This is a genomic window from Pantoea vagans, assembly GCF_001506165.1.
GTDB classification, from domain to species: Bacteria; Pseudomonadota; Gammaproteobacteria; order Enterobacterales; family Enterobacteriaceae; genus Pantoea; species Pantoea vagans_C.
The window spans coordinates 1,804,384-1,828,064 of the sequence record NZ_CP011427.1 but is presented as its reverse complement, the minus strand read 5'-3'; the positions used below and the strand labels follow the sequence as shown (position 1 = coordinate 1,828,064).

The following is a 23,681-nucleotide window of genomic DNA, read 5'->3' as shown; positions in this document are numbered from 1 at the left end:
CATGCCGCTCCTTAAAACAGACCGCTTTGATTTTTCAACAACGCTTCCACGTCTTTATCGACCTTAATATGGATCTCATGCTCGATCTTGACGTTCATATTGATGGTGATGGGCTCTTTCGGTGCCGCGACTTCAATGCGCGGTACGCATCCCATTAGTGGCAGCCCAGCGGCTAAAACCAGTAGTGCCCTCAGGCTCATGGTTGGGGATCCTTTTTCGATGGCAGGGTGGCGTTTTGCTCCACCCATGATTGCAAATTATCGCCAAAGCGCAGACTGCGCCACAGCTGGAACAGATTTTCCTGATGCCGGTAGTTAAGATTGATCGACTGGCGGCGATTACTGAACTGGCTGGTACCTTTCACTTCCGACTGCATGGTGAGGTTGCCAAAGTTATCCAGATCCAACGTCGCCCACGAACGGGAAATCTCCATATAGCGCAACCAATCCATGGCCGCCCCCGCCGCAAAGTTATTGCTGACGATGGCATCGGCCATATCTTTATCCATGCGGAACGTCAGCGGGCCGCTATTGGCAATCCATCCTTTCTCAATCAGCCATTGCGGATTATTGACCCACAACGGTAGCTCACCATTAATCTTACCCGACATGGCAAACTGCTTGGGCTTGATGGCGGTAATCAGCTTGCTGAGATTGATTTCGCGCAGTGAGACGCGCGCGGGTTGATGCTGCGGCATACGCAGTTCAGGCATGCTGACATGACCACCCAGCAGATCGAGATTCACATTGCTCAGCGTTAATGGCTGGCGCTCCTGCCACGGATAGTGCCCCTGCAAATCAGCGGTGATGTTTTGCAGGGCGAACTGATTTTTCACCTCGGCAATGCGCAGCGAAACCGGCCCACGGCGGCCGAGCTGCCACTGATGATCTTTCAGACGGAACGGCAATGAGAAGTCGATACCATTAATTTCACTGTCTGGCATCCATACGCTGCCATTTTTCACCGCCCAGTGACCGCCGGCTTCAAAACCCTGATCATTCGCGGCGGAAAAAGCGATTTGAGCGCGTAACTCACCCGATTGAATGCGCATCTTCAAATCGCTGCTGAGCAACGGCTGAAACACCGTCAGCGATTGGGCTGGCCACCAGGCTTCACCGCGTAAACGTTCACCGTCCCAACGCCCATGCACGCGCACAGGGCCAATATCTTCGGCGGTGAGCTGTCCACGCCAGACAAACCGGCTGGGATCGCTGCCCTTGGCTTCAAAATTTAATGCAGACGGCGGTAACCAGCCACCATAGCTGAATTGCGTCTGGCCGGATTTCAGCGTGAACCCGCCGTTAAACGCAGGATGATTGATGTCACGCTGCCAACGCACCGGTGCTGTGAGGGTTAAGCGCGGTTTGTCGACCTGCACCATGCCATAGGAGAGTTGGTCAAAACCGGTATTAAGCGTGTCGAGGCTGATCAACGTATCTTGCCAACTGCCCGTGCCCTTCACGTCCCATTTGGCATTAAGCGGTGCCATCTCGCCATCGCCCCAGTAACGCCAGTTCCATCGTCCGCTGTCAGGCCAGAAATCACTGGCTCGTCCATCAAGGTGCAGGGTAAAACGGCCAAAACTGGGATCGTGCGCTTTCAGGATCGCTTGCAGGCGTCCATTGATACCGCGAGAAGCGACGGTGACCCCGGCCAGCGGCCAACGTGCTTCATCCACTTCTAATGTCGAGAGTAAACGACCGCGCAAGCGTAGCAACGATCCTTGTTTCAGGCTGACTTGCGGATCGGTAAGCATGCCGTGCAACACGCCTGGCATCGTGCCGAAAAGTTGCAAATCGGCAAACTTGCTCTCTCCCGTTAACTGGAATGGCAAGTGGCTATCTGTGAGACTTAAGTTGCCGGGTCCAACACTCAGCACCAGGTTGCCTTTCCCCCCGCGCCCTTGTGTTAACAGATTAAAGCGGCCGCTGATCAGCGTATTCTCTAATCCCTGCTGCCAGTTTTCCAGCGTCAACGCCATGCCGCCTGACAACGGTTGGTCAGCTTGTGGCCAGCGCCACTGGCCCTCGGTAATGCGGATTTGTTGCGCGTCAACTTGCCACGGCAGCTGCAACAATGGCTGATCGTCACCCTGCTGATTAACGGTCAATGTGCCCTGTTGTTGCTGCCAGTTGAGCGCCACTGACAGCGGCTGCGGCCACTGCGCCAGATTGACATCGCCGTTCAACTCGCCCGCCACGGGTAAGCCATCAGCGAATGTAGGCAGGGTCAGATCACCGTGCAGATCGAGCGGTTTGGGTAACAGCGGATGGGTGAACTGGAGTTGTGTGATATGCAGTTGCTGCCCCTGCAGATTTGCATCCACGCTGAGGTTATCGCCCTGGTAATGCAGCTGTTGCGCGTTCTTATCTAATGTCAGGTCAAAGCGACCGGCATATTGTTGCCACGGCAGAATACTCAGCTGTTCAAGATGAATATCGGCACCCGGCAACATCTGCTGCCATTCGGCCAGGCTTCGCGGCGCAGCGCTGTTGCTGCCCTGCTGCAATGCTTGTAGACAATCGGTGTTAAGCTGGACGCTGTGTGCATTCAGCTGCCAGCGCTGGCTGTGCCGACCCAGCGCCACGTCTTCGACCTTCGCCAGTTCGCAATCTCCCGCCAGGTAACGTACTTCAGGAAAATGCAGACCGCCCTGATGCCAGCGCGGTGCACCGTTTAGTTCAACACGGGTATTTTCTGGCAGCCAGATGCCCGCCAGCCGGGGTAACCATTGCGTTAACGTCAGCAATAACCCCAACAGCAGCAGTATCAGCGCCAGCAGCGCAGCAAGTGTTCGACGAAGGCCCCGCGTCATGGCAGTTAACTTTCCTGTTCTTTACGCAATCCTGACAGTGATGATGTCATGTTATGCCCGGCAAATGAAGGTGTTAGCTTAATAGCCTGGCTGAAGAACAGCAAAGTGACGCGGAAAACGTTATCCTGTTGTGATACCGACAGTGCATTTTTCAGGAGCGAAACAATGAAAGTTGCGGTTTACAGCACCAAACACTACGACCAGAAATACCTTGAACACGTCAATGCTCGCTATGGATTTGAGCTGGAGTTTTTCGATTTCCTGCTCAGCGAGGCGACGGCAAAAAACGCAGCGGGCTGCGATGCGGTGTGCATTTTTGTCAATGATGATGGCAGTAAAGCGGTGCTGGAAGAGCTGGCCGCATTGGGCGTGAAATATATCGCGCTGCGCTGTGCGGGTTTCAATAACGTCGATCTTGCAGCGGCGGCTGCGCTGGGTCTTCAGGTGGTTCGCGTGCCAGCCTATTCCCCGGAAGCGGTAGCAGAACATGCTGTCGGGCTGATGATGACGCTCAACCGACGTATCCATCGCGCTTATCAACGCACGCGTGATGCCAACTTCTCACTGGATGGTTTAACCGGTTTCAATATGCATGGCAAAACCGCAGGAGTAGTAGGCACCGGCAAAATCGGTGTGGCGGCCATGCGCATATTGAAAGGGTTTGGTATGCGGCTGCTGGCGTTCGATCCCTATCCCAGCGACACTGCCCTGGAGTTGGGTGCGGAGTATGTGGATTTGAAAACGCTGTTTGCGCAATCCGATGTGATTACGCTGCACTGCCCACTGACACCCGAGAATCATCATCTGCTCAATGCGCAGGCATTCAGTCAAATGAAAGATGGCGTGATGATCATCAATACCAGCCGCGGCGGCCTGATTGACTCCCAAGCGGCTATTGATGCATTGAAACAGCAAAAGATCGGTTCACTCGGGATGGATGTGTATGAAAACGAGCGCGACTTGTTCTTTGAGGACAAGTCGAATGATGTGATTCAGGACGACATCTTCCGCCGTTTGTCAGCCTGTCATAACGTGTTATTCACCGGGCATCAGGCGTTCCTGACCGCCGAAGCGTTGACGGCAATTTCAGAAACCACGCTCAGCAATCTGCAACAGCTTGAACGCGGTGAGACCAGCCCGAATCAAGTGAAAGCTTAATCGTCTTGCGCCTGCGTTAGCGGGCGCAACGTCCACCCATCAGCGCCTGTTCGTCGCAGCGACGCCCATTCGCCAGTTGGCACATACCAATACGCGAACCATCTAACTGACGTGAGAAGGCCAGCGATCCCCCGGCATTACTGCAATTCACTTCAGCCAGAGAAGCCATGACCACATGGGATGGCACGTGTGCAGCGGTCGCCTGTTGCGGTGGTTCGTTATCACTGTTGCTGCTGCAGGCAGAAAGTAACAGCGCTGCACCGGCCAGCAGTAAGGTAGCGGCTTTCATCGGTCGGGCTCCGGGGAGTTGGGCGTAAAAGAACCACCAGCATATGTCAGGTCCCATCAGGGGTCGATAGGCGACACAGCTTTTTACAAAATTTTTTATCACCCTTTGCAAGCAGAATTATCCTGATTGAACGCAATTATCCTTTTCGCGACAAAAGATCGCGATTTATCAATAGCCAGGAGGAACCATGTTAACGGACATGCTTATCCGTATCGCTCTCGCCGGGATTCTCGGTGGGTTGATTGGCCTGGAGCGCCAGATGCGCGCCAAAGAAGCCGGGCTGCGCACCCATATTCTGGTCGGTATTGGCAGCGCGATGTTTATGCTGGTCTCCAAATACGGCTTCTCTGACATGCTCAACAGCGACCATGTGGCACTCGATCCCAGCCGTATTGCCGCGCAGGTGGTGAGCGGGATGGGCTTCCTCGGTGCAGGTACCATCATCATCCAAAAACAGATCGTCAAAGGTTTAACCACTGCCGCCGGATTATGGGTCACCGCCGCGATTGGCCTGGTGATTGGTAGCGGAATGTACGAAATCGGTATCTACGGCACGGTGCTGGCGCTGGTGGTGCTAGAAACCTTCCGCCGCATCAGTCACTGGTTGATTGGCCGCCATCACACGCTGTTGGTTCACCTTAAACCGAAAAGTGTGCCACTGGTGCTGCTGGTGATGCAGCGCGAAAACCTGCGCTATGGCCATATCGCAGTGGTCAATCGGGATGAAGAGAACGGTCTCTGTGAATTGAGCGTTGAGGTGACATTGTCACGCAATGCGCCTATCCATACCATTTATGACAAAGTGATGGAAATCAAAGGCGTTCAGTCACTTGAGATGATGTAAAAAACAGCAACCTTAGATGTCTGTGCGTTCATCCTCAGACACCACACAGATGAAAAAGTCCCGCCCCTGCGCTTTGCTAAACTGAATCATTACCCCCGTAAATTTTATGGGTTTCCAGGCTCAGCAAAGGACGTTTTATGATTACCGTCGACGGCAATGGCGCAGTGGCTTCGGTCGCTTTCCGCACCAGTGAAGTGATCGCCATCTATCCCATCACCCCCAGTTCCACTATGGCGGAACTGGCAGACAGCTGGTCAGGCGAAGGGCGCCGCAACATCTGGGGCGATGTCCCGCGCGTGGTCGAGATGCAATCCGAAGGTGGCGCAATTGCTACCGTCCATGGTGCCTTACAAACCGGCGCACTCTCCACCACCTTTACCTCCTCGCAAGGTTTGCTGTTGATGATCCCCACACTGTACAAGCTGGCGGGTCAACTGACGCCGTTTGTCTTGCACGTGGCGGCGCGTACTGTGGCCACCCACGCACTCTCTATTTTTGGCGATCACTCTGATGTGATGGCAGTACGCCAGACCGGTTGTGCCCAACTGTGCGCTTCCAGCGTGCAGGAAGCGCAAGACTTCGCGCTGATTTCCCAGATGGCGTCGCTCTATAGCCGCGTGCCCTTTATTCACTTCTTTGACGGTTTCCGTACCTCGCACGAGATCAACAAAATTGTCCCGATCAGCGATGAAACCCTACAAGCGCTGATGCCTGCCGAAGCGATTGCTGGCCACCGTGCGCGTGCGTTAACGCCCGACCATCCTTCAATACGCGGTACCTCCGCGAATCCGGATACCTATTTCCAGTCTCGCGAAGCCACCAACCGCTGGTATGACGCCTGTACCGGCCATGTTGAAACAGCAATGGTCGCCTTTGGCGCGGAAACCGGCCGCCACTATCAGCCTTTCGAGTACTACGGTCACCCACAAGCTGACCGCGTGATCGTGATGATGGGCTCTGGCTGCGGCACTGCCGAAGAAGCGATTGATACCCTTCTGCAACGCGGTGACAAGGTGGGTCTGGTGAAGGTTCGCCTCTATCGCCCATTCTCTGCTGCGCATCTAATCAAAACCTTGCCTGCTTCAGTTCAGCGCCTGGCTGTACTGGACCGAACCAAGGAGCCTGGCGCCCTCGGTGAGCCGCTGTTTCTCGATGTGATGACAGCGTTGGCAGAAGCCTTCAGTTGTGGCGAGCGCCCGACGCTGCCCAAAGTGATTGGTGGGCGTTATGGGTTGTCGTCAAAAGAATTTGCGCCTGATGCAGTGCTAGCCGTGTTCCGCGCCCTGCAGCGCGATAAGCCGCCATCCCGTTTTACCGTCGGGATTTACGATGATGTCACCCATCTTTCTTTACCGATGGAAAGCAACATCGTGCCCAACCGCGCGCGGCTGCAGGCCCTCTTCTATGGGTTAGGTAGCGATGGCAGCGTCAGCGCCAGTAAAAATAACCTGAAGATCATCGGCAACGCGACGCCGTGGCATGTTCAGGGCTATTTCGTCTACGATTCGAAAAAAGCCGGCGGTCTGACGGTTTCGCATTTACGCGTCAGTGAACACCCGATTCAGTCAGCTTATCTGGTGCAGCAGGCTGATTTCATCGGCTGTCATCAGCTGCAATTTATCGATAAGTATTCGATGCTCGATCAGCTCAAACCCGGCGGGATTTTCCTGCTCAACACGCCTTATGCCGCGGATGAAGTCTGGTCACGTTTGCCGCAAGAGGTGCAAAGCCAGCTCAATGAAAAACAGGCGCGTTTCTATGTGATCAATGCCGCCCGCATTGCGCGTGAATGCCAGTTAGGCGCGCGCATCAATACCGTGATGCAAATGGCCTTCTTCCAGCTGACCCAAATTCTGCCCGGCGACAGCGCGCTGACCGAACTGCAAAATGCCATCGCACGCAGTTACAGCAGCAAAGGCGAAGCGTTAGTACAACGCAACTGGCAGGCACTGGCGATGGCACAACAAGCGCTGGAGGCCGTGCCGCTGCAGCCCGTCGACAGCCGCAGCCCGCATCGTCCACCGGTGGTTTCCGACAGCGCGCCCGATTTCGTCAAAACGGTCACCGCCGCCATGCTGGCTGGCCTGGGTGACAAGCTGCCGGTGTCGGCCCTGCCGCCAGACGGCACCTGGCCGGTGGGCACCACGCAATGGGAAAAGCGCAATATCGCGGAAGCGATTCCCATCTGGCAGCCCGATCTCTGCACTCAATGTAACCATTGCGTGGCCGCCTGCCCGCATTCGGCGATCCGTGCCAAAGTGGTGGTACCAGAAGCGTTAGCGTCAACGCCAGACACACTCGCCTCACTGGATGTGAAATCACGCGATATGCGCGGGCAAAAATATGTCCTGCAGGTCGCGCCTGAAGATTGTACCGGCTGCAACCTGTGTGTGGAGGTGTGTCCCGCCAGCGACCGACAGCATCCCGAAATCAAAGCCATCAATATGCAGTCGCGTCTTGAGCATGTCGAAGTCGAGAAAGTGAATTACGATGCGTTTCTCGCCTTGCCGGAGATCACCGCTGAGCAGCTGGAGCGCATTGATATCCGCACCTCGCAGTTGATCACGCCTTTGTTCGAGTATTCCGGAGCCTGTTCCGGTTGCGGAGAAACGCCCTATATTAAGTTGCTGACCCAGCTGTATGGCGATCGCTTACTGATCGCCAACGCCACTGGCTGTTCATCCATTTATGGCGGAAATCTGCCTTCAACGCCTTATACCACGAATGCCGAAGGGCGCGGTCCAGCGTGGGCAAATTCGCTGTTTGAAGATAACGCTGAGTTCGGCCTCGGCTTCCGCCTGAGTGTGGATCAACAAAAACAACGCGCGCTGCGCCTGCTGGAACAGTGCGCACCGCAATTATCTGCGCCTCTGGTGGAGGAGCTAAAAGGTGACAATGTCACGACATCTGTGCGCCGTGAACAGATTGACCAGCTGCGAGCACAGCTGAAACTTTTGCCCTCACCTGAAGCGGGCGAATTGCGAGAGATTGCGGATGCGCTGGTTGAGAAATCGGTATGGTTAATTGGGGGCGATGGCTGGGCATATGACATCGGCTATGGCGGACTGGATCATGTGATGAGCCTGAACGAGAACGTCAATGTGCTGGTGCTCGATACGCAGTGCTACTCCAACACCGGCGGGCAAGCATCCAAAGCCACGCCGCTCGGTGCCGTGACCAAGTTTGGTGAGCAAGGTAAACGCAAAGCGCGCAAAGACCTGGGGATGTCTACGCTGTTGTACGGGCATGTGTATGTGGCGCAGATTTCACTCGGTGCGCAGCTCAACCAAACGGTGAAAGCGATTCAGGAAGCGGAAGCCTGGCCAGGCCCTTCCTTGATCATCGCCTACAGTCCCTGTGAGGAGCACGGCTACGATCTGGCTTACAGTCATGAACAGATGCGTCTGTTGACCACCAGCGGATTCTGGCCACTGTATCGTTACGATCCTCGGCGCGCCGAACAAGGAAAAGCCGCACTGTCGCTGGATTCGCGTCCACCGACATCGGAACTGGAGCAGGCGCTGATGAATGAACAGCGCTTCCGTCAGTTGCAAACCCGAGATCCCGAAGCCGCCACGCAGCTGTGGCATGATGCCACCGAAGCCGCCAGTCAGCGTTATCAACGACTGGCGGAAATGGCCGGTAAAGCGGAGAAAAGTGAGTAGCTAAAGCCATTGACCAAAGGGGCGTGCCTTAGCTCGCCCCCCACACATCAACACGGATTCAGTTGGATAATCGCCATCTCCACAGCGCGATTAGGTGAACCGGTCAACTCACGGTAGCGCAGTTGCAGGTTACGCAATTCAGTCGCTACCACCTCTTTTTCTGTTGCGGATCCGCGCTGAGCCAGCTCCAGATAGCACTGCCCGACTAACCGGCACGCTTCTTCAAATACCATGTCGTACGTTTGCATTTGCCTCTCCTCACCTTTAGAAACTAAAAAAACTCTGCATCCATCCTGTCAGGCGCGAAGGTGTCTAATCTTTACCCAGATCAATAAATGGGCAGATTGTTCTGGCAAAGTGTGCGCTTTTATCGCAAGCATCAGATGCGGCGGCGTAAAAAGAGATCACATCAGATCTGGCATTCGCGCCCGCAATCCGTACCATACGCACTCATGTTAGAGGGGTTTATTGCCGCTGAAGCTTTTTCAGCCGCTAACGGCCCTTACCTTCACTCTCAAGCGTGAAAATAATGTCAGAAAATCAAGAAGTAACCAAAAAAGAACAATACAACCTGAACAAGCTTCAGAAGCGCCTGCGTCGTAACGTGGGTGAAGCCATTGCCGATTTCAACATGATTGAAGAAGGCGATCGCATCATGGTTTGCCTGTCTGGTGGGAAAGACAGCTACACCATGCTGGAAATTCTGCGTAATTTGCAGCAGAGCGCACCGGTGAACTTTTCGCTGGTGGCGGTGAATCTCGATCAGAAACAACCCGGCTTCCCGGCGCACATTCTGCCCGCGTATCTGGATGAATTAGGCGTTGAGTACCAGATCGTTAACGAAGACACCTACTCCATCGTTAAAGAGAAAATTCCAGAAGGCAAAACCACCTGTTCACTCTGCTCACGTCTGCGTCGCGGCATTCTTTACCGCACTGCCACCGAGTTGGGTTGTACCAAGATTGCGCTCGGTCATCATCGCGACGATATTTTGCAGACGCTGTTCCTGAACATGTTCTACGGCGGAAAAATGAAAGGCATGCCGCCAAAGCTGATGAGTGATGATGGCAAGCATATTGTGATCCGCCCGCTGGCCTACTGCCGTGAGAAAGACATTATCCGCTTTGCCGAAGCGCGTCAGTATCCGATTATCCCGTGCAACCTGTGTGGCTCCCAGCCTAACCTGCAACGTCAGGTCGTGGCCGATATGCTGCGTGACTGGGATAAGCGTTATCCTGGCCGCATTGAGACCATGTTTAGCGCGATGCAGAACATCGTGCCTTCGCATATGGCCGACATCAATCTGTTCGACTTCAAAGGCATTAAGCACGGCGATGAAGTGGTGAACGGCGGCGATATTGGTTTTGACCGGGAAACCCTGCCAACACAACCTGCTGGCTGGCAGCCAGAAGACGAAGACGCTGCTGAACTCAGCGTGCGACTGGATGTATTAGAGATTAAGTAACCGTATTCCGGTCATGAAAAGGCGCAGCGCTTTGGCTCTGCGCCTTTTTTATTAACGATGGGGAGGCGGATCGATAATCGGTGGAAACTCAGGGTCGTATGGCGGATCCGGTTGCGGAATCGGCTGGGGATGAGGGATCGGTTCGGGAATCGGTGGTGGATCGGTTGGGATAGGTTCGCTGGCAATCAGTTCTCGCATGCCCTGCTCCTTGTCGCGGAATGAATTTTAAGCTTAGGAAAGGAAACGCGGAGAAGCCAAGCGGCAAAAAAAAAGCCGGCGGATAGCCGGCGTCGTACGAATTATATGTGCTATGCAATAATTCAAAAAAGGAAGTAAGACAATATGGAGCGCAACGCCCATCGCTTGACGTTGCATTCACCTGCGAGAGAGAGTTTGCCTCTGTTAGGCGATCCCGTTATTGATTTCGATCAGGTTTTCTTCGCTTTCTGAATTGGGTGGGCTTATTTAACAATGAGTTACCCAGTGGCAACTCAATATTAACATCACAGCCATTTGCGACGTTTGAGCCAAACCGCCACGCCCACCACCATCACCAGCAGTAATACACAAAATGCGGTGAAGCCTAACGGCCAACTTCCGCCCGGAATACCGCCGAGGTTGACACCAAACAGGCCGGTCAGGAATGTTGCGGGCAGAAAAATCATTGCCATCAGTGACATGGTGTAGGTACGGCGGTTCATCGATTCCGCCAGTAACGATGCCACTTCATCGGCCAGAATGCCGGTACGCGCCACGCCTGCATTAAGATCGTCTAAACCGCGCCCCAGACGATCGGCTACGTCCTGCATGCGACGGCGATCGTCATCGTTCATCCACGGCAACTTCTCACTGGCCAGACGCGCATACACATCTCGCTGCGGCGCCATATAACGCCGCATCACGATCAATTGCTTGCGCAGCAGCGCTAGCTCACCGCGAGCCGGCACCTGCTGATCCATCAAGGCATCTTCCAGCTCAATGATTTTATCGTGCATCTCCTCGATAAATTCACTGGCGTGATCGGTCAGCGCGTCACACACATCCACTAACCAACTGCCACCGTCCACCGGACCGTTACCATGTTGCAGATCGCTGAGAACCGTATCGATGGCGTAAACCTTGCGACGGCGTGTAGAGACAATCAGTTTGTCATTGATAAATACCCGCATCGCGACGAGCTGATCAGGGCGAGAATCGGCGTTATGGTTGACGCTGCGCAGCACGATCATAAAGCCATCGCCCAGTCGTGTGACGCGCGGACGCATGCTGTCGCCAGCCAGCGCATCGCGCACTGAATCGGGGATCAATGGAGTATTTTGCAGCCATTCGGCGCTTTGGCGCTGAGTGTAGTTCAGGTGCAGCCAGCAATGACGCTCACAGTTGATGACATCTTTGTCTTCGATGGCAATCACGCCACCTTTGCCATCTAGCTGGCAAGAGATGATGGCATCCGAAACTTTTAACGCTTTTCCTTCAATGACGTTCACGTACGCGCCTCACTATCAAAATCAATACGATACAGTCTAGCGTGGCGCAGACGAGTTGCAATCATCAGGCTGTGAGCAAAGATGACAGACGGGAACATTCAGTAATGGGTCACTAACGTATTGAACGGCAATCTGTAGCAGCGCAATTAATTGCGTATCTGTCAGCGCAGCATAGAGGCAAATTCGCGCGATAAATCTCGCCGCTACAGGGTTTCTGACGTTTAAATCAGTGCTTTTCAATCCACAGTTCACGGCTGTAAGCCACATCTTCTGGGTTGGTGATGGGGTAACCCTTCACCCAGGGTTTTATCAATCGGCCATTCGTATACTGATAGATCGGGGCGATCGGCGCCTGATCGGCGATGATCTGCTCGGCTTTGTTGTAATCGGTGTTACGCGCTACCACGCTGGTTTCCATGCTGGCTTTGGTCAGCACGGCATCATAGTCTGCACTGTGGAAACGGGCGATGTTGCCGCTGTGGGTCGAGGTCAACAAGCTCAGGAAGGTTGAAGGTTCGTTGTAATCACCCACCCAAGAGGCGCGGATCACATCAAAACTTCCGCTATTACGGCTGTCGATGTAGGTTTTCCACTCCTGATTCTGCAACGTCACATCCACGCCGAGGTTCTTTTTCCACATTGAGGCCACCGCGATGGCAATCTTCTGATGACTCTCAGAGGTGTTGTATAACAGCGTCAGGTGCAATGGTTTGCCAGGACCGTAGCCTGCAGCGGTCAACAATGCCTTCGCCTGGGCGTTTAACTCTTGCTGGCTGTGCTGTTGCAGATAACTTTGCTGCGGGGTAAAGCCTGCGGTGACGTCTGGCGTGAAATGCCAGGCCGGTTTTTCACCCGTGCCCAGCACTTTCTCAGCGATGATGCGGCGATCAATGCTCCACGAAAGCGCTTTGCGAACCCGCACGTCGGCGGTTGGCCCTTTCTCGGTATTGAACGCGTAGTAGTAAGTACCCAACTGATCCGGCGTGTAAACCTGGCCAGGCAACTCTTTTTTCAGCAGCGCGTACATATTTTTCGGGAAGGATTCGGTGATATCAATGTCACCGGCACGATAGCGCTTGGTGGCGCTCGACTCTTCATTGATCGGGATAAAGGTCACTTTGGTCAGCACGGAGTGGCTGTCATCCCAGTAATGCGGATTGCGCACCAGCACAATCTTCTCGTTCACGACTCTATCCTGCAGCTGATAGGCACCATTCCCGACCAGTTTACCAGGTGACGTCCAGCCATCGCCGTTTTGCTCAATCACTTTTTGTGGCACCGGATACATCGCCGCATTGGCCACCATGCTGGGGAACCACGGCACTGGTCGTGACAATGTCACTTTAAGATGTGTGGCATCCGTTGCTGTCACGCCCAGTTTATCGGCGCTCATCTGCCCTTTGGTAATGGCCTCCGCATTTTCCATGCCGCTAAGCGCGGCAAACCAGGCAAACGGCGAACTGTTTTTGGGATCCACTAAACGTTGCCAGCTATAGGCGAAATCCTGCGCGGTAACCGGATCGCCATTCGACCAGCGTGCATCTTTGCGCAAGGTGAAAATCCAGGTTTTGTTGTCGTTGCTGCTCCAGCTCAACGCCACACCCGGCACAATTTTACCGTGAGCATCCTGGTTGGTGAGCCCTTCAAACAGATCGCGCATCACCTGGATTTCCGGCAGGCCGACGGCCTTCATCGGATCGAGCGAGGCGGGTTCATCTTTAATATGGCGGACAATTTCCTGCGTGCCGGCCAACTGTGCGCCCGGCGGCACGTCAGCAGCAAAAACGGGTGTGAATGCGCCAGCAATCAAAACAGCAGCCAGCGTCTTGCGGAAAGTCAGTTTCATCACCACTCCTTAACCCAAAAAATGGCGACCGCGAAGAAGTTTGTGTCGCCAGCGACTTTTGGCACTTTATCGCAAATCGCTGATTGATATATAGCTATTTCCCCGCGCGCTGATTACCGTTATGTTGAGGCTGGTTTCCCGGTCACACTTTTCATCTTGAACGCCAGCCACATCCAGGCTGCATTGCACGTTTTCAGAGAGGAATGTCATGTCGTCACACCATCCCCGTCCGCTGCGCGGCAAGCTCGATGCCGTCTGGCAACAATATGGTCAGTCGGTGCTGGGTGCACCGCTATTGTGGTTTCCTGCTCCCGCGGCGGATGCTGAGAGTGGATTAATTATTGCTGGCACGCACGGCGATGAGAATGCCGCCGTAGCAACCCTTTCAGGCGCGATGCGCACCTTGCCGGAAGCGCTGCGTCGCCATCATGTGGTGCTGGCGGTCAATCCGGATGGATGCCAGCTTGGGCTGCGTGCTAATGCCAATGGCGTAGATCTGAATCGCAACTTTCCGGCGGCAAACTGGCAAACTGGCGACACCGTCTATCGCTGGAACAGCGCAGCCGATGAGCGCGATGTGCTGCTCTCCACCGGAAGCCGCCCTGCTTCGGAACCCGAAACCCAGGCGCTGTGCCAGTTGATTCACCAGATTAAGCCGAGCTGGGTGGTCACCTGGCACGAACCGCTGGCTTGTATCGATGATCCACATCACAGCACTTTAGCGCAGTGGCTGGCGCAACAAACGCAGTTGCCGGTGGTGAGTAGCGTGGGTTACGCCACGCCAGGCTCATTTGGCAGTTGGTGCGACGATCTCGGCTTATTGTGCATTACCGCCGAGATGCCGCCGATATCGGTCGATGAAGCCACCGAAGTCTACCTGGAGGCGATGATTAATCTGCTGCGTTGGCAACCGCGAGATTAAGCACACCCTGAGAGAAGTGCAGTGACGGCTCAACATCGGCAGCCAGCCAAGTTGGGCCGTCAAGATCGGCGAATTTTGCAATTGGCGTCAAGGGCAGTGCCGCTCGAATAGCGCGTGAGGTGCAGAGCATACAGCCCAGCATCACCGCAAAGCCCTGTTGCCGGGCTTCTTTCGCCAGCGCCAGTGCCTCTGTTAACCCCCCAGTTTTATCCAGCTTGATGTTGACCATTTGGTAGCGCCCCTGCAGTTGTTCCAGCTGTTCACGCGTATGGCAGCTTTCGTCGGCACAAATCGGTAAGGGGTGAATAAAGTTGGCCAGCGCGGCGTCTTCAGCGGCAGGCAGCGGTTGTTCCAGCATGGCGACGTTCAAATCTGCCAGCAACTGGCAACGCGCCGCCAGTCCTTCAGCATGCCAGGATTCGTTAGCATCAACGATTAACGTGGCTTCCGGCACTGCCGTGCGAATCGCCACCAGCCGCTCACTGATCAGGTGATTATCGAGTTTAATCTTTAACAGTCGCGCACCATGCTGCCACAGCGCCAGCGCGCTGCTGGCCATCGCCTCGGGCGTGTCTATGCTGACGGTATGCGCGGTATCTATGCTATCGGCAAGTTGGACTTCACACAGTGCTTGGAGCGTTTTACCCTGCTGCTGACGCTCAAGATCCCATAAGGCACAGTCAAGGGCGTTACGGGCAGCCCCAGCAGGCAATGCCTGTTGCAGCGCTGCACGCGTCATGCCGTTTTGTATCGCAGGCAGCTGCGAGGCAATTTGTTGCAGCACCGACTCTTCACTCTCGCCATAACGCGCATAAGGCGTAGCTTCACCGACACCTTTTATGCCGTCCTGTTCGATTTCCACCACCACCACATGCGCTTCTGTCCGGCTTCCGCGTGAAATCACAAACGGCGAATGCAACGGCCAGGCTTCCGGATAACTCTTCACTGTTCTCATTCATTCTCCTTAAATCTGCCACTTAATTGCGAACCGGCTCGGTCTTCACCACGAAATGCACTCGTAAACCCTTCAAAATTATGTCATAAACAAACGCTATATCTGCTCTGGTAGGTTAATGCCAGATTAATTCTTCGTTTAAAAGGAAATCGTATGTCTCAGAATGTTCACTTCCAGGGTAACCCAGTCCCCGTTGCAGGTCACTTCCCGCAGGCAGGCGAACAAGCTAAACCTTTCAGCCTGGTGGCTAAAGATCTTAGTGACGTATCCCTTTCTAAGTATGCAGGTAAACGCAAAGTTCTGAACATTTTCCCAAGTATTGATACCGGCGTGTGCGCCACTTCAGTGCGCAAATTTAATGAACGTTCTGCTGAAGCGGACAATACCGTGGTGCTGTGCATTTCAGCAGACCTGCCGTTTGCTCAGTCTCGCTTCTGCGGTGCGGAAAACATTAGCAATGTCGTGACGCTGTCAGCACTGCGTGGTGCCGAGTTTAAAGAAGATTACGGTGTGGCGATTGCCGATGGTCCACTGAAAGGTTTGACTGCACGTGCCGTAGTGGTGCTGGATGAGAACGATAAAGTGGTTTACAGCGAACTGGTGAACGAAATCACCGAAGAGCCGAACTACGATGCTGCGCTGGCATCACTGAAATAAGTCTGAAACAGACAAAAACGCCGTCGAAAGACGGCGTTTTTATTTCCGGAGACACAGGATTATTCGTTTTCGCCGCGCTTTTGCCCTAATCCATATTCACGCAGTTTATTGGCAATCGCGGTATGGGAAACCCCAAGGCGTTTCGCCAGTTTACGTGTGCTGGGATAGGACAGATAAAGACGCGTCAGCACTGAACGCTCAAAGCGGCTGGTGATCTCATCCAGCGACCCTTCCATAGCCTCTTCACCCAGTGACACATCCAGTGCCTGTTCGGGCAACACAATATCTTGCGGGCGAAGCTCATAGCCTTCCAACTGCGTCAACGCACGATACAGCGCGTTTTTTAACTGACGTACGTTACCCGGCCAGTTGTAGCGGGTCAGGAACGGTGCCAGCTGCGGTGACAAACGTGGGCGAGGTAAACCCTGCTCATCGGCGAAACGGGCGACAAACATCTCCGTCAGCGGCAGGATATCCAGTGGACGTTCGCGCAGCGGCGGCAGGTTGAGCGTCAGGACATTAAGCCGATAGAACAGATCTTCACGGAACTCACCCCGTTGTACCAGCTCAATCAAGTTCTTCTGTGTCGCACAAATCACGCGCACATCAACATGCACTTCATGCTCTTCACCGACACGGCGGAAGGTACCATCGTTGAGGAATCGCAGCAGTTTGGTCTGCATACGTGGTGACATCTCGCCGATTTCATCCAGCAACACCGAGCCACCGTTGGCCTGCTCAAAGAACCCTTTTTTGCCTTCCAGCGCGTTCGGGTATGCGCCCGCGGCATGGCCAAACAGTTCGCTCTCTGCCACATCATCCGGCAGCGATGCGCAGTTCAGCGCCAGGAACGGTTTTTTACCGCGCGCACTGCGAAGATGACACGCGCGCGCCAGCATATCTTTACCGGTGCCGGTATCCCCCACAATCAGTAACGGGGCATCGTGCATCGCCAGTTTACGCGCCTGATCGATGACCTGGCGCATCTTCGGCGTCACGGCAACAATATGGTCAAACTCGGACTCATCGGTTACGGTGAGATTCTGCAACTGGCGGCCCATGCGCGCGGTGGATTTCAGGGTAATCATCGCGCCCACCGGCTGGTCGCTCTGCCCCTCTTCCTCAGCCATGTAAATCGGTCGGGCTTCCATCAGGAAATCACGCCCCTGAATCACCACATGCTGTGCCTGGGCTTCAACGCGCTCGTTTTCAATCCAACGCTGGAAGTTAAAGCCAGAAATCAGCGTGGCCGCATTTTGATTGCGCAACTTTTGCTCGTCGAGGTTAAACAGGCTCTGCGCCGCCGGGTTGGCCAGCTCTACCTTGCATTTGAGGTCGATAGAGAACACCGGTTCCGGCATCGCAATCAACAATGCGCTCAAGGCACGATGCTCGCGTTCCGAAGGCATGTAGCTGACGGTGCGCACATCTGTCACGCCAGGTGTACGGCGGATTTCCGCCATCAGATTGCTGAACGGCTCAAATTCCAGTGCGGAAAAATTGAGGTAGATGCGACCAAATGGCGCAATTTCGATACCGCGCAAGTCGATGTTGCGCGCAACCAGCAGGTCGAGTAGCTCGCGCGCCAGACCGATGCGGTCCTGGCAGAAAACTTCCAAACGCATTGCGATGAGCCTTAGTCAGGTTTTGATTTTAGAGATAATACGCTAACTTGCAGCGCCTCAGAAGGGGGCTGTCATGAAAAGTTGACAGTTCGAGGCAGGTGACGCGAAGAAGTGTAGCGGAACGCCCAGCATTAATCCCGCCGAATATCACATTTAACACAGATAATTTCACCTTTCACACCTTTCGCAGCGTGAAAGGTGAGCGAAGAGTGATTATTTAGCAGGCTTATCTGCTTTATCCCCACCTTTTACCAGGGATTCTTTTAACTGCCCCAGCAGTTCGCGGCGGAAGTCACCCAGTCGCGGTTTATCGTCCTCTAACCAGGGTAACGGACGGCATAATTCCATCGCTTTAATGCCGAGGCGCGCAGTCAGCAAGCCAGCTCCAATGCCCTGTGCTGCGCGCGCTGAGAGCCGAGCCGCAATATCCTGCGACATCCAGTCCATGCCCACTTCACGCACCAACTCAGATGCCCCAGCGAACGCCATATTCAGCAGCACCAAACGAAACAGCCGGATACGGCTGAAATAACCCAGTTCAATGCCATATATCGCGGCAATGCGGTTCACCAGACGCAGGTTGCGCCAGGCGATAAACGCCATATCCACTAATGCCAGCGGGCTTACTGCGATCATCAAGGTGGATTCCGCCGCATGGCGGCTGATTTCACGATGTGCCTGACGGTCTAGCACCGGTTGCACCAGCTGCGCGTACAGCATCACGATTTCGCGGTCATTGTGGGTTTCATGCAGTGCCGCATGCCAGCGCTGTAGAGCGGGATGGGCCTGATCGAGTTGCGCCTGCTGCGCCAGCTTCTCGCAAAATGCGCGTCCCTTGCCGATACCGTGGCTATTCAATAGTTCACGCCCAACATCGCGCTCCTCTGCACGCTGGCGTAAGCGATAGAGTCGTCGCCATTCGCCGATCACTGCGCCTGCGCCCGCCACCACAATCAGACCACCCGCAACACCGGTGCCAAGAGAGAACCAGTCACGCGTGATCCAGGCATCATGCAACCACTGTACGCCCTGAGCGACCACGCTCACGCCAAATATCGTCAGCCCGGCGCCAACCATTTTGCGCCACAAACTGCGTTTTGGCCGCAGCGCTGCTTCGACCACCTTTTCGCCTGCGCCTTCTTCCAGCACCTCTGTTTCGGTGGTGGCAAGAAAGGCACTTTCAGCGTCTGCGCTAAACGTTTGTGCCGCGCGCAGGGGGTTCTCCGCTTCCGCTTCCAGCGGTCGGGCAAAATCAATGCGCGGTTTTAAAGGGGTTTCGTCGCTCATCGCAATTTATCTCCTAAAAGAAATTCCAGCGCGGCATCCATGCGAATGTGCGGCAGCGGCCGATCGACATCGAGCTGCTGCGGCCGGAACTGTTCAAACTGAAAGCCCTGTTGTTGCCAAAACTGATGCCCCGGCAAGCGCGGCGGCACTTCGCCAGGGTAGAAGGTCAAGGCTTCCCCATCATTAAGACGATGACCTCGCAAGGCGGGTAACTTTTCGCCACGATGTTCCACCAGTCCACTCTCGGTGGCCTGAACCGATGCCAGCCCAAGGCAATCCATACTGATGCCTTCAAACGCCGCGTTTTGCCAGGCATCCTGCACCAACTGCTGTAACAGCGACACCATATTGGCATGCTGATCGGCGGTGACATGGTCAGCCTTGGTGGCGGCAAACAACAGTTTATCGATCACCGGTGAAAACAGCCGACGGAACAAGGTGCGTTGACCGTAATGAAAACTCTGCATCAGTTGGGTCAGCGCCAGACGCATGTCATTGAACGCCTGCGGACCGCTATTGAGGGGTTGCAGGCAATCCACCAGCACGATCTGACGATCAAAGCGCAGGAAATGGTTTTTGTAGAAGCCTTTCACCACATGCTGGCAGTAGTAGTTAAAGCGTTGCTGCAGCATGGCAAAATGACTGCCTGCAGGTGCCTGTAACAGCTTGCTGGCGTGCATCTCATCCACCTGCGGCCACGGGAAGAACTGCAACGCAGGGGCACCGGCCATATCCCCCGGCAACACGAACCGTCCGGGTTGGATAAAGTGCAGCCCTTCGCTTTTGCACTGGTGCAGATAGTCGGTCCAGGCTGCTGCAATTGCAGCCAGACGGTTTTCATCGGCGGGAGCAAAAGGATCAAGATCTTCGCACAGGCTTTTCCAGCGCGCGGCCCACTGCTGCCTATCCCCCTGTAACAGCCCCATCATCTGCCGCGACCAGCTCAGGTAATCCTGTGCCAGCATGGGTAAATCCAACAGCCATTCACCGGGGTAATCAACGATTTCGAGATAGAGAGTTGCGGTATCTTTGAAGTGGCGCAGCAGCGACTGCTCGGGACGATAACGCAGCGCGAGCCGCATCTCGCTCACGCCGCGGGTTGGCGTGGGCCAGACGGGCGGTGTGCCATACAGCTGCGCTAACCCTTCGTCATAGGTAAAACGCGGCGTGCCGAGTTCGCGCTGGGGTACGCGCTTAACGCCTAACAAGCGCTCTTCGCGCACCACCGAGAACAGCGGTAAGCGTGCACCACTGTGTACATTAAGCAGTTGGTTAACCAGCGAAGTGATAAATGCCGTTTTGCCGCTACGGCTTAAACCGGTTACCGCAAGACGCAGATGGCGGTCAACACCGCGGTTCATCAACGCCGCGAATTCATTTTGCAGTCTTTTCATCGTTCTCCCTGACGAAACGCGCTGACAGGCGATTGAACACCTTACTCAGCAACGGTTCCAGGGCGGCCGCCAGTAACAGGCGCAACGGGCGACGCGCCACCGATTTTACTGCCCAGCCAGCCAGGCCGCCGGGCGCATAGGTTACTGCACTGATGATGATGAATTTCCCCGCCGACTTCAACGCAGGCGTTGCGCGACGGCGCAGAGCAGTAAAACGCTGATTGTGCATGTCCACCTCTTAAGGATAAACCGGAAAGCGGACCCGCTGCCGGGCCCGGGGAAGAAAATCAGATTTGACGGAAACGACTGCGCACACTGAAGGTTTCAGAGGTGACGTAGCGTTCAATATCCCGCACGTTGCGCTCGTCACGGTGTAAGCTGGTCTCTAATTCATCCAGCATGTCACGCGCCGTGGGCGTACGTTGGTCGGGCGCATCCTCCGGTTTCTCATCCAGGACGAAGCCAAGAATGAAATAGGCCACCACCGTGAACATGAACAGCCCGAAAAACAGCGACAACACCACAATCACGCGCAGCAGGCGTACGGGAATATCAAGATACTCCGCCAGTCCCGCGCACACACCGCGTATTTTTCCCTGCTGCGGGATGCGCCACAGCTTGCGGCCATTCATCATGGTTGCCTCCAGTTCGGATGCTCAGCATCGAGAATCGCTTCCAGGGCTTCGACACGTTCGCACATACGACGCGCATCTTGCGTCAGCTGTTGCAGACGCTGCATATCGCCAGATGACAGTTCCGCGCCACCGTTGCGTTTGTTGCTGTAATGCAGCCATAACCAGATCGGTGCCACAAACAGCACGAAGATCGTTAAAGGGATGGCCAGGAATAGTGCGCTCATTGATTTTCCTTTTTCAGGTACACCTTTATCCACGGGCCCGCTAACAGGCCCGTCTTGATCACTCGCTGCGGTTCATTTTGGCTTTCAGCGCAGCCAACTGCTGGCTGATCTCATCATCCGCTTTCAGCTCGGCGAATTCCTGATCTAAGCCTTTAGGCTTGCCGAAACGCTGGCTTTCCGCCTCTGCTTCCATGTGATCGATACGGCGTTCAAACGATTCGAAGCGAGCCATGGCATCATCCAGCTTGCCGCTGTCGAGCTGACGACGTACGTCACGCGATGAAGAAGCCGCCTGATGACGCAGCGTCAATGCCTGCTGACGGGCACGGGTTTCAGTGAGTTTTTTCTCCAGCTCACCGATTTCACCCTTCATGCGTTCGAGAGTTTCTTCAACCTGAACGGCTTCCTGCTGCAATGAGGCAATCAGGTCGGTCAGTTTCTGTTTTTCGATCAAGGCAGCACGCGCGAGATCTTCTTTGCCTTTATTGATGGCCAGTTCGGCTTTTTCCTGCCATTCAGCCTGCTGAATTTCAGCCTGCTCAATGCGACGTGAAAGCTGTTTCTTTTCTGCCAGCGCGCGTGCAGAGGTGGAGCGAACTTCCACCAGCGTGTCTTCCATTTCCTGAATCATCAGGCGTACCAGTTTCTGCGGATCTTCGGCGCGCTCCAGCAGGGAATTGATGTTGGCGTTCACGATGTCGGCGAAACGAGAAAAAATACCCATAATGATGTTCCTCAATGTGTCGTGTGATTGTTTCGTACAGGGTTTCCTAATACAAAGTGCGTGCCAACTTTTAACTTATTGATTTAACGTAGTTTGCATATTTTACATCTGTCTGGTCATCGATTAAGGTAGTGAAATTGATTAACGTGTGGCGAAATTCATCATGGCAAATGGCAACGATAATCTGTTGGGCGAATCAAACAATTTTCTGGAAGTGCTTGAGCAGGTCTCTCGTTTGGCACCGCTGGAAAAACCGGTGCTGGTGATTGGCGAACGCGGCACCGGTAAAGAGCTGATTGCCAGCCGTCTGCACTACCTTTCCGATCGCTGGCAAGGCCCGTTCATCTCTCTTAACTGCGCCGCCTTGAATGAAAATCTGTTGGATTCCGAACTGTTTGGGCATGAGGCGGGCGCGTTTACCGGGGCACAAAAACGGCATTTGGGCCGCTTTGAACGTGCCGATGCGGGTACCCTGTTTCTCGATGAGCTCGCCACCGCCCCGATGCTGGTGCAAGAGAAGCTATTGCGCGTGATCGAATACGGGCAGCTGGAACGCGTCGGCGGGAATCAATCCTTGCAGGTGAATGTGCGTCTGGTGTGCGCCACCAACGAAGATTTGCCCGCGCTGGCCGCTGCCGGAAAATTCCGTGCTGACCTGCTGGACCGTTTGGCTTTTGACGTGGTGCAGCTACCGCCCTTACGCGAACGCCGTAGCGATATATTGGTGATGGCCGAGCATTTTGCCATTCAGATGTGCCGGGAACTTGGCCTGCCGCTGTTCCCCGGATTCAGCGAAGCCGCGCAGCAGACGCTGCTTAGTCACCGTTGGCCAGGGAATGTGCGTGAGTTAAAGAATGTGGTCGAGCGTTCGGTGTATCGCCATCACAGCGTTGATGAGCAGTTGGATAACATCATCATTAACCCCTTTGCCCCACGCAGCGCGCCGCCGGAAAGCATTGCAGTCCCGGTTGCCAGCACATTACCCGCCCTGCCACTCGATTTACGTCAATGGCAAAACCAGCAGGAGCGTGAGTTAGTGGAAGCCAGTTTGCAGCAGGCGAAATTCAACCAGCGCCGCGCCGCCGAGCTATTACGGGTGACCTATCATCAGTTGCGCGCCATGATGAAGAAGCATGGGATTCAGGCCAGAGATGAGGTTTAAAAGCAAAAGCGCGCGATTATGTGGTAGGAGCACGCCCGGCGACGGGCGGCCTGAACACCAAACCCACAAGCCACAAGCCACAAGCCACAAGCCACAAATTAAGGTTTAACCAACCGCACAGGTGTGTGGCGTTTTTCCCTATAGCTTTTATGCGGATGCAAGGCGGCAAGTGCGCCAATCCCCAGGAGCATACACCAGTATGTGACTGGGGTTGGCGTGCGCAGCCAACGCAGCAGCCGAATAAAAGATGACGGGAAAAACGTCACACAAAAAAAAGCCCGCACTATAAAGTACGGGCAACTTAATACTGGAAGCAATGTGAGCAATGTCGTGCTCTTCTTCGGTAGAGCCACCGTCGAAGCGCAGAAGAATAATAATCATTCTTATTATCATCTGTAAAGCCCTAATTGAGAATTTTTCTCATTTCCACACTAACGGTGTGATTATCTCGTGCTCATCTTGGCGAAAAAGAGCGCAGTTGCATCGTGAATTTGGGGAGTGCGTGACGTTTGCGATACACTCACGCT

The 23,681-nt window shown here is 54.6% G+C and carries 23 protein-coding genes; 7 read left to right on the top strand and 16 right to left on the bottom strand.

Annotation, left to right across the window (positions count from 1 at the left end; genetic code table 11):
• Positions 1-11 precede the first annotated feature (11 nt).
• Both LK04_RS08490 and LK04_RS08485 read right to left on the bottom strand, forming a co-directional pair.
• Positions 12-200, bottom strand: a complete 189-nt coding sequence (locus LK04_RS08490) for a YnbE family lipoprotein (protein ID WP_039333459.1) — start codon at positions 198-200, stop codon at positions 12-14.
• Complete coding sequence (locus LK04_RS08485; protein ID WP_039333462.1) at positions 197-2,815, bottom strand: YdbH family protein; 2,619 nt, start codon at positions 2,813-2,815, stop codon at positions 197-199. Before LK04_RS08485 ends, LK04_RS08490 begins: the two co-directional genes overlap by 4 nt.
• A 165-nt stretch (positions 2,816-2,980) precedes the next feature.
• On the opposite strand from LK04_RS08485, the gene LK04_RS08480 reads away from it, so the two are divergent.
• On the top strand, positions 2,981-3,973 hold the full coding sequence (locus LK04_RS08480) for a 2-hydroxyacid dehydrogenase (protein ID WP_039333464.1): 993 nt from the start codon (positions 2,981-2,983) through the stop codon (positions 3,971-3,973).
• A 16-nt stretch (positions 3,974-3,989) separates the two neighbouring features.
• Here LK04_RS08480 and LK04_RS08475 read toward each other — a convergent pair whose 3' ends face one another.
• Positions 3,990-4,262 (bottom strand): DUF333 domain-containing protein, encoded by a 273-nt coding sequence (locus LK04_RS08475; RefSeq protein WP_039333466.1) that lies wholly within the window; start codon positions 4,260-4,262, stop codon positions 3,990-3,992.
• A gap of 187 nt (positions 4,263-4,449) precedes the next feature.
• Here LK04_RS08475 and LK04_RS08470 point away from each other — a divergent pair, with 187 nt between their 5' ends.
• A complete protein-coding gene (locus tag LK04_RS08470; RefSeq protein ID WP_039333468.1) occupies positions 4,450-5,106 on the top strand; it encodes an MgtC/SapB family protein in 657 nt (218 codons plus the stop codon).
• Between the two features lie 137 nt (positions 5,107-5,243).
• On the top strand, positions 5,244-8,771 hold the full coding sequence (gene nifJ / locus LK04_RS08465) for a pyruvate:ferredoxin (flavodoxin) oxidoreductase (RefSeq protein WP_039333470.1): 3,528 nt from the start codon (positions 5,244-5,246) through the stop codon (positions 8,769-8,771).
• A gap of 47 nt (positions 8,772-8,818) precedes the next feature.
• Here nifJ and LK04_RS08460 read toward each other — a convergent pair whose 3' ends face one another.
• Positions 8,819-9,019 carry a DUF2767 family protein gene (locus LK04_RS08460; RefSeq protein WP_039333472.1) on the bottom strand — a complete coding sequence of 67 codons (201 nt, stop codon included), beginning with the start codon at positions 9,017-9,019 and terminating at the stop codon, positions 8,819-8,821.
• Positions 9,020-9,300: 281 nt separating this feature from the next.
• Between LK04_RS08460 and ttcA the strand changes: the two genes are divergently transcribed.
• Positions 9,301-10,236, top strand: coding sequence for a tRNA 2-thiocytidine(32) synthetase TtcA (ttcA, locus tag LK04_RS08455; RefSeq protein WP_039333474.1), 936 nt, complete (start codon positions 9,301-9,303; stop codon positions 10,234-10,236).
• Between the two features lie 51 nt (positions 10,237-10,287).
• Here the strand turns inward: ttcA and LK04_RS20755 are convergent, their stop codons facing one another.
• From LK04_RS20755 to LK04_RS08445, 3 genes are all read right to left on the bottom strand, one after another.
• Positions 10,288-10,434, bottom strand: coding sequence for a hypothetical protein (locus LK04_RS20755; RefSeq protein ID WP_167347659.1), 147 nt, complete (start codon positions 10,432-10,434; stop codon positions 10,288-10,290).
• Between the two features lie 305 nt (positions 10,435-10,739).
• Positions 10,740-11,723: a zinc transporter ZntB gene (gene zntB / locus LK04_RS08450; RefSeq protein WP_039333477.1), complete on the bottom strand. Its 984-nt coding sequence runs from the start codon at positions 11,721-11,723 to the stop codon at positions 10,740-10,742.
• Positions 11,724-11,949: 226 nt separating this feature from the next.
• Entirely contained in the window at positions 11,950-13,569 is a 1,620-nt protein-coding gene (locus LK04_RS08445; RefSeq protein ID WP_039333479.1) for a peptide ABC transporter substrate-binding protein, read from the bottom strand.
• A gap of 208 nt (positions 13,570-13,777) precedes the next feature.
• On the opposite strand from LK04_RS08445, the gene mpaA reads away from it, so the two are divergent.
• Positions 13,778-14,491 (top strand): murein tripeptide amidase MpaA, encoded by a 714-nt coding sequence (mpaA, locus tag LK04_RS08440; protein WP_039333481.1) that lies wholly within the window; start codon positions 13,778-13,780, stop codon positions 14,489-14,491.
• Here mpaA and ycjG read toward each other — a convergent pair.
• Complete coding sequence (gene ycjG / locus LK04_RS08435; protein ID WP_039333483.1) at positions 14,460-15,446, bottom strand: L-Ala-D/L-Glu epimerase; 987 nt, start codon at positions 15,444-15,446, stop codon at positions 14,460-14,462. The two genes, mpaA and ycjG, sit on opposite strands and share 32 nt — an antisense overlap.
• A 153-nt stretch (positions 15,447-15,599) precedes the next feature.
• Here ycjG and tpx point away from each other — a divergent pair, with 153 nt between their 5' ends.
• Positions 15,600-16,103 (top strand): thiol peroxidase, encoded by a 504-nt coding sequence (gene tpx / locus LK04_RS08430; RefSeq protein WP_039333485.1) that lies wholly within the window; start codon positions 15,600-15,602, stop codon positions 16,101-16,103.
• 59 nt (positions 16,104-16,162) lie between these two features.
• Here tpx and tyrR read toward each other — a convergent pair whose 3' ends face one another.
• The 7 genes from tyrR to pspA form a co-directional block, all read right to left on the bottom strand.
• Positions 16,163-17,728, bottom strand: a complete 1,566-nt coding sequence (tyrR, locus tag LK04_RS08425) for a transcriptional regulator TyrR (RefSeq protein ID WP_039333488.1) — start codon at positions 17,726-17,728, stop codon at positions 16,163-16,165.
• Between the two features lie 213 nt (positions 17,729-17,941).
• A complete protein-coding gene (locus tag LK04_RS08420) occupies positions 17,942-19,015 on the bottom strand; it encodes a YcjF family protein (protein WP_039333491.1) in 1,074 nt (357 codons plus the stop codon).
• A complete protein-coding gene (locus LK04_RS08415) occupies positions 19,012-20,409 on the bottom strand; it encodes a YcjX family protein (protein WP_039333493.1) in 1,398 nt (465 codons plus the stop codon). The genes LK04_RS08420 and LK04_RS08415 overlap by 4 nt, the downstream gene beginning before the upstream one ends.
• Complete coding sequence (gene pspD, locus LK04_RS08410; RefSeq protein WP_039333495.1) at positions 20,390-20,638, bottom strand: phage shock protein PspD; 249 nt, start codon at positions 20,636-20,638, stop codon at positions 20,390-20,392. Before pspD ends, LK04_RS08415 begins: the two co-directional genes overlap by 20 nt.
• 58 nt (positions 20,639-20,696) lie before the next feature.
• Positions 20,697-21,044, bottom strand: coding sequence for an envelope stress response membrane protein PspC (gene pspC / locus LK04_RS08405; RefSeq protein ID WP_039333497.1), 348 nt, complete (start codon positions 21,042-21,044; stop codon positions 20,697-20,699).
• Positions 21,041-21,268, bottom strand: a complete 228-nt coding sequence (pspB, locus tag LK04_RS08400) for an envelope stress response membrane protein PspB (RefSeq protein ID WP_039333499.1) — start codon at positions 21,266-21,268, stop codon at positions 21,041-21,043. The genes pspC and pspB overlap by 4 nt, the downstream gene beginning before the upstream one ends.
• A gap of 58 nt (positions 21,269-21,326) precedes the next feature.
• A complete protein-coding gene (gene pspA / locus LK04_RS08395) occupies positions 21,327-21,992 on the bottom strand; it encodes a phage shock protein PspA (RefSeq protein WP_039333501.1) in 666 nt (221 codons plus the stop codon).
• 163 nt (positions 21,993-22,155) lie between these two features.
• Here pspA and pspF point away from each other — a divergent pair, with 163 nt between their 5' ends.
• The gene (pspF, locus tag LK04_RS08390; protein WP_039333508.1) at positions 22,156-23,154 is read left to right on the top strand and encodes a phage shock protein operon transcriptional activator; all 999 of its coding nucleotides are present in this window, start codon (positions 22,156-22,158) and stop codon (positions 23,152-23,154) included.
• 147 nt (positions 23,155-23,301) lie between these two features.
• Here the strand turns inward: pspF and LK04_RS08385 are convergent, their stop codons facing one another.
• Entirely contained in the window at positions 23,302-23,535 is a 234-nt protein-coding gene (locus tag LK04_RS08385) for a hypothetical protein (RefSeq protein WP_167347658.1), read from the bottom strand.
• Positions 23,536-23,681 lie beyond the last annotated feature (146 nt).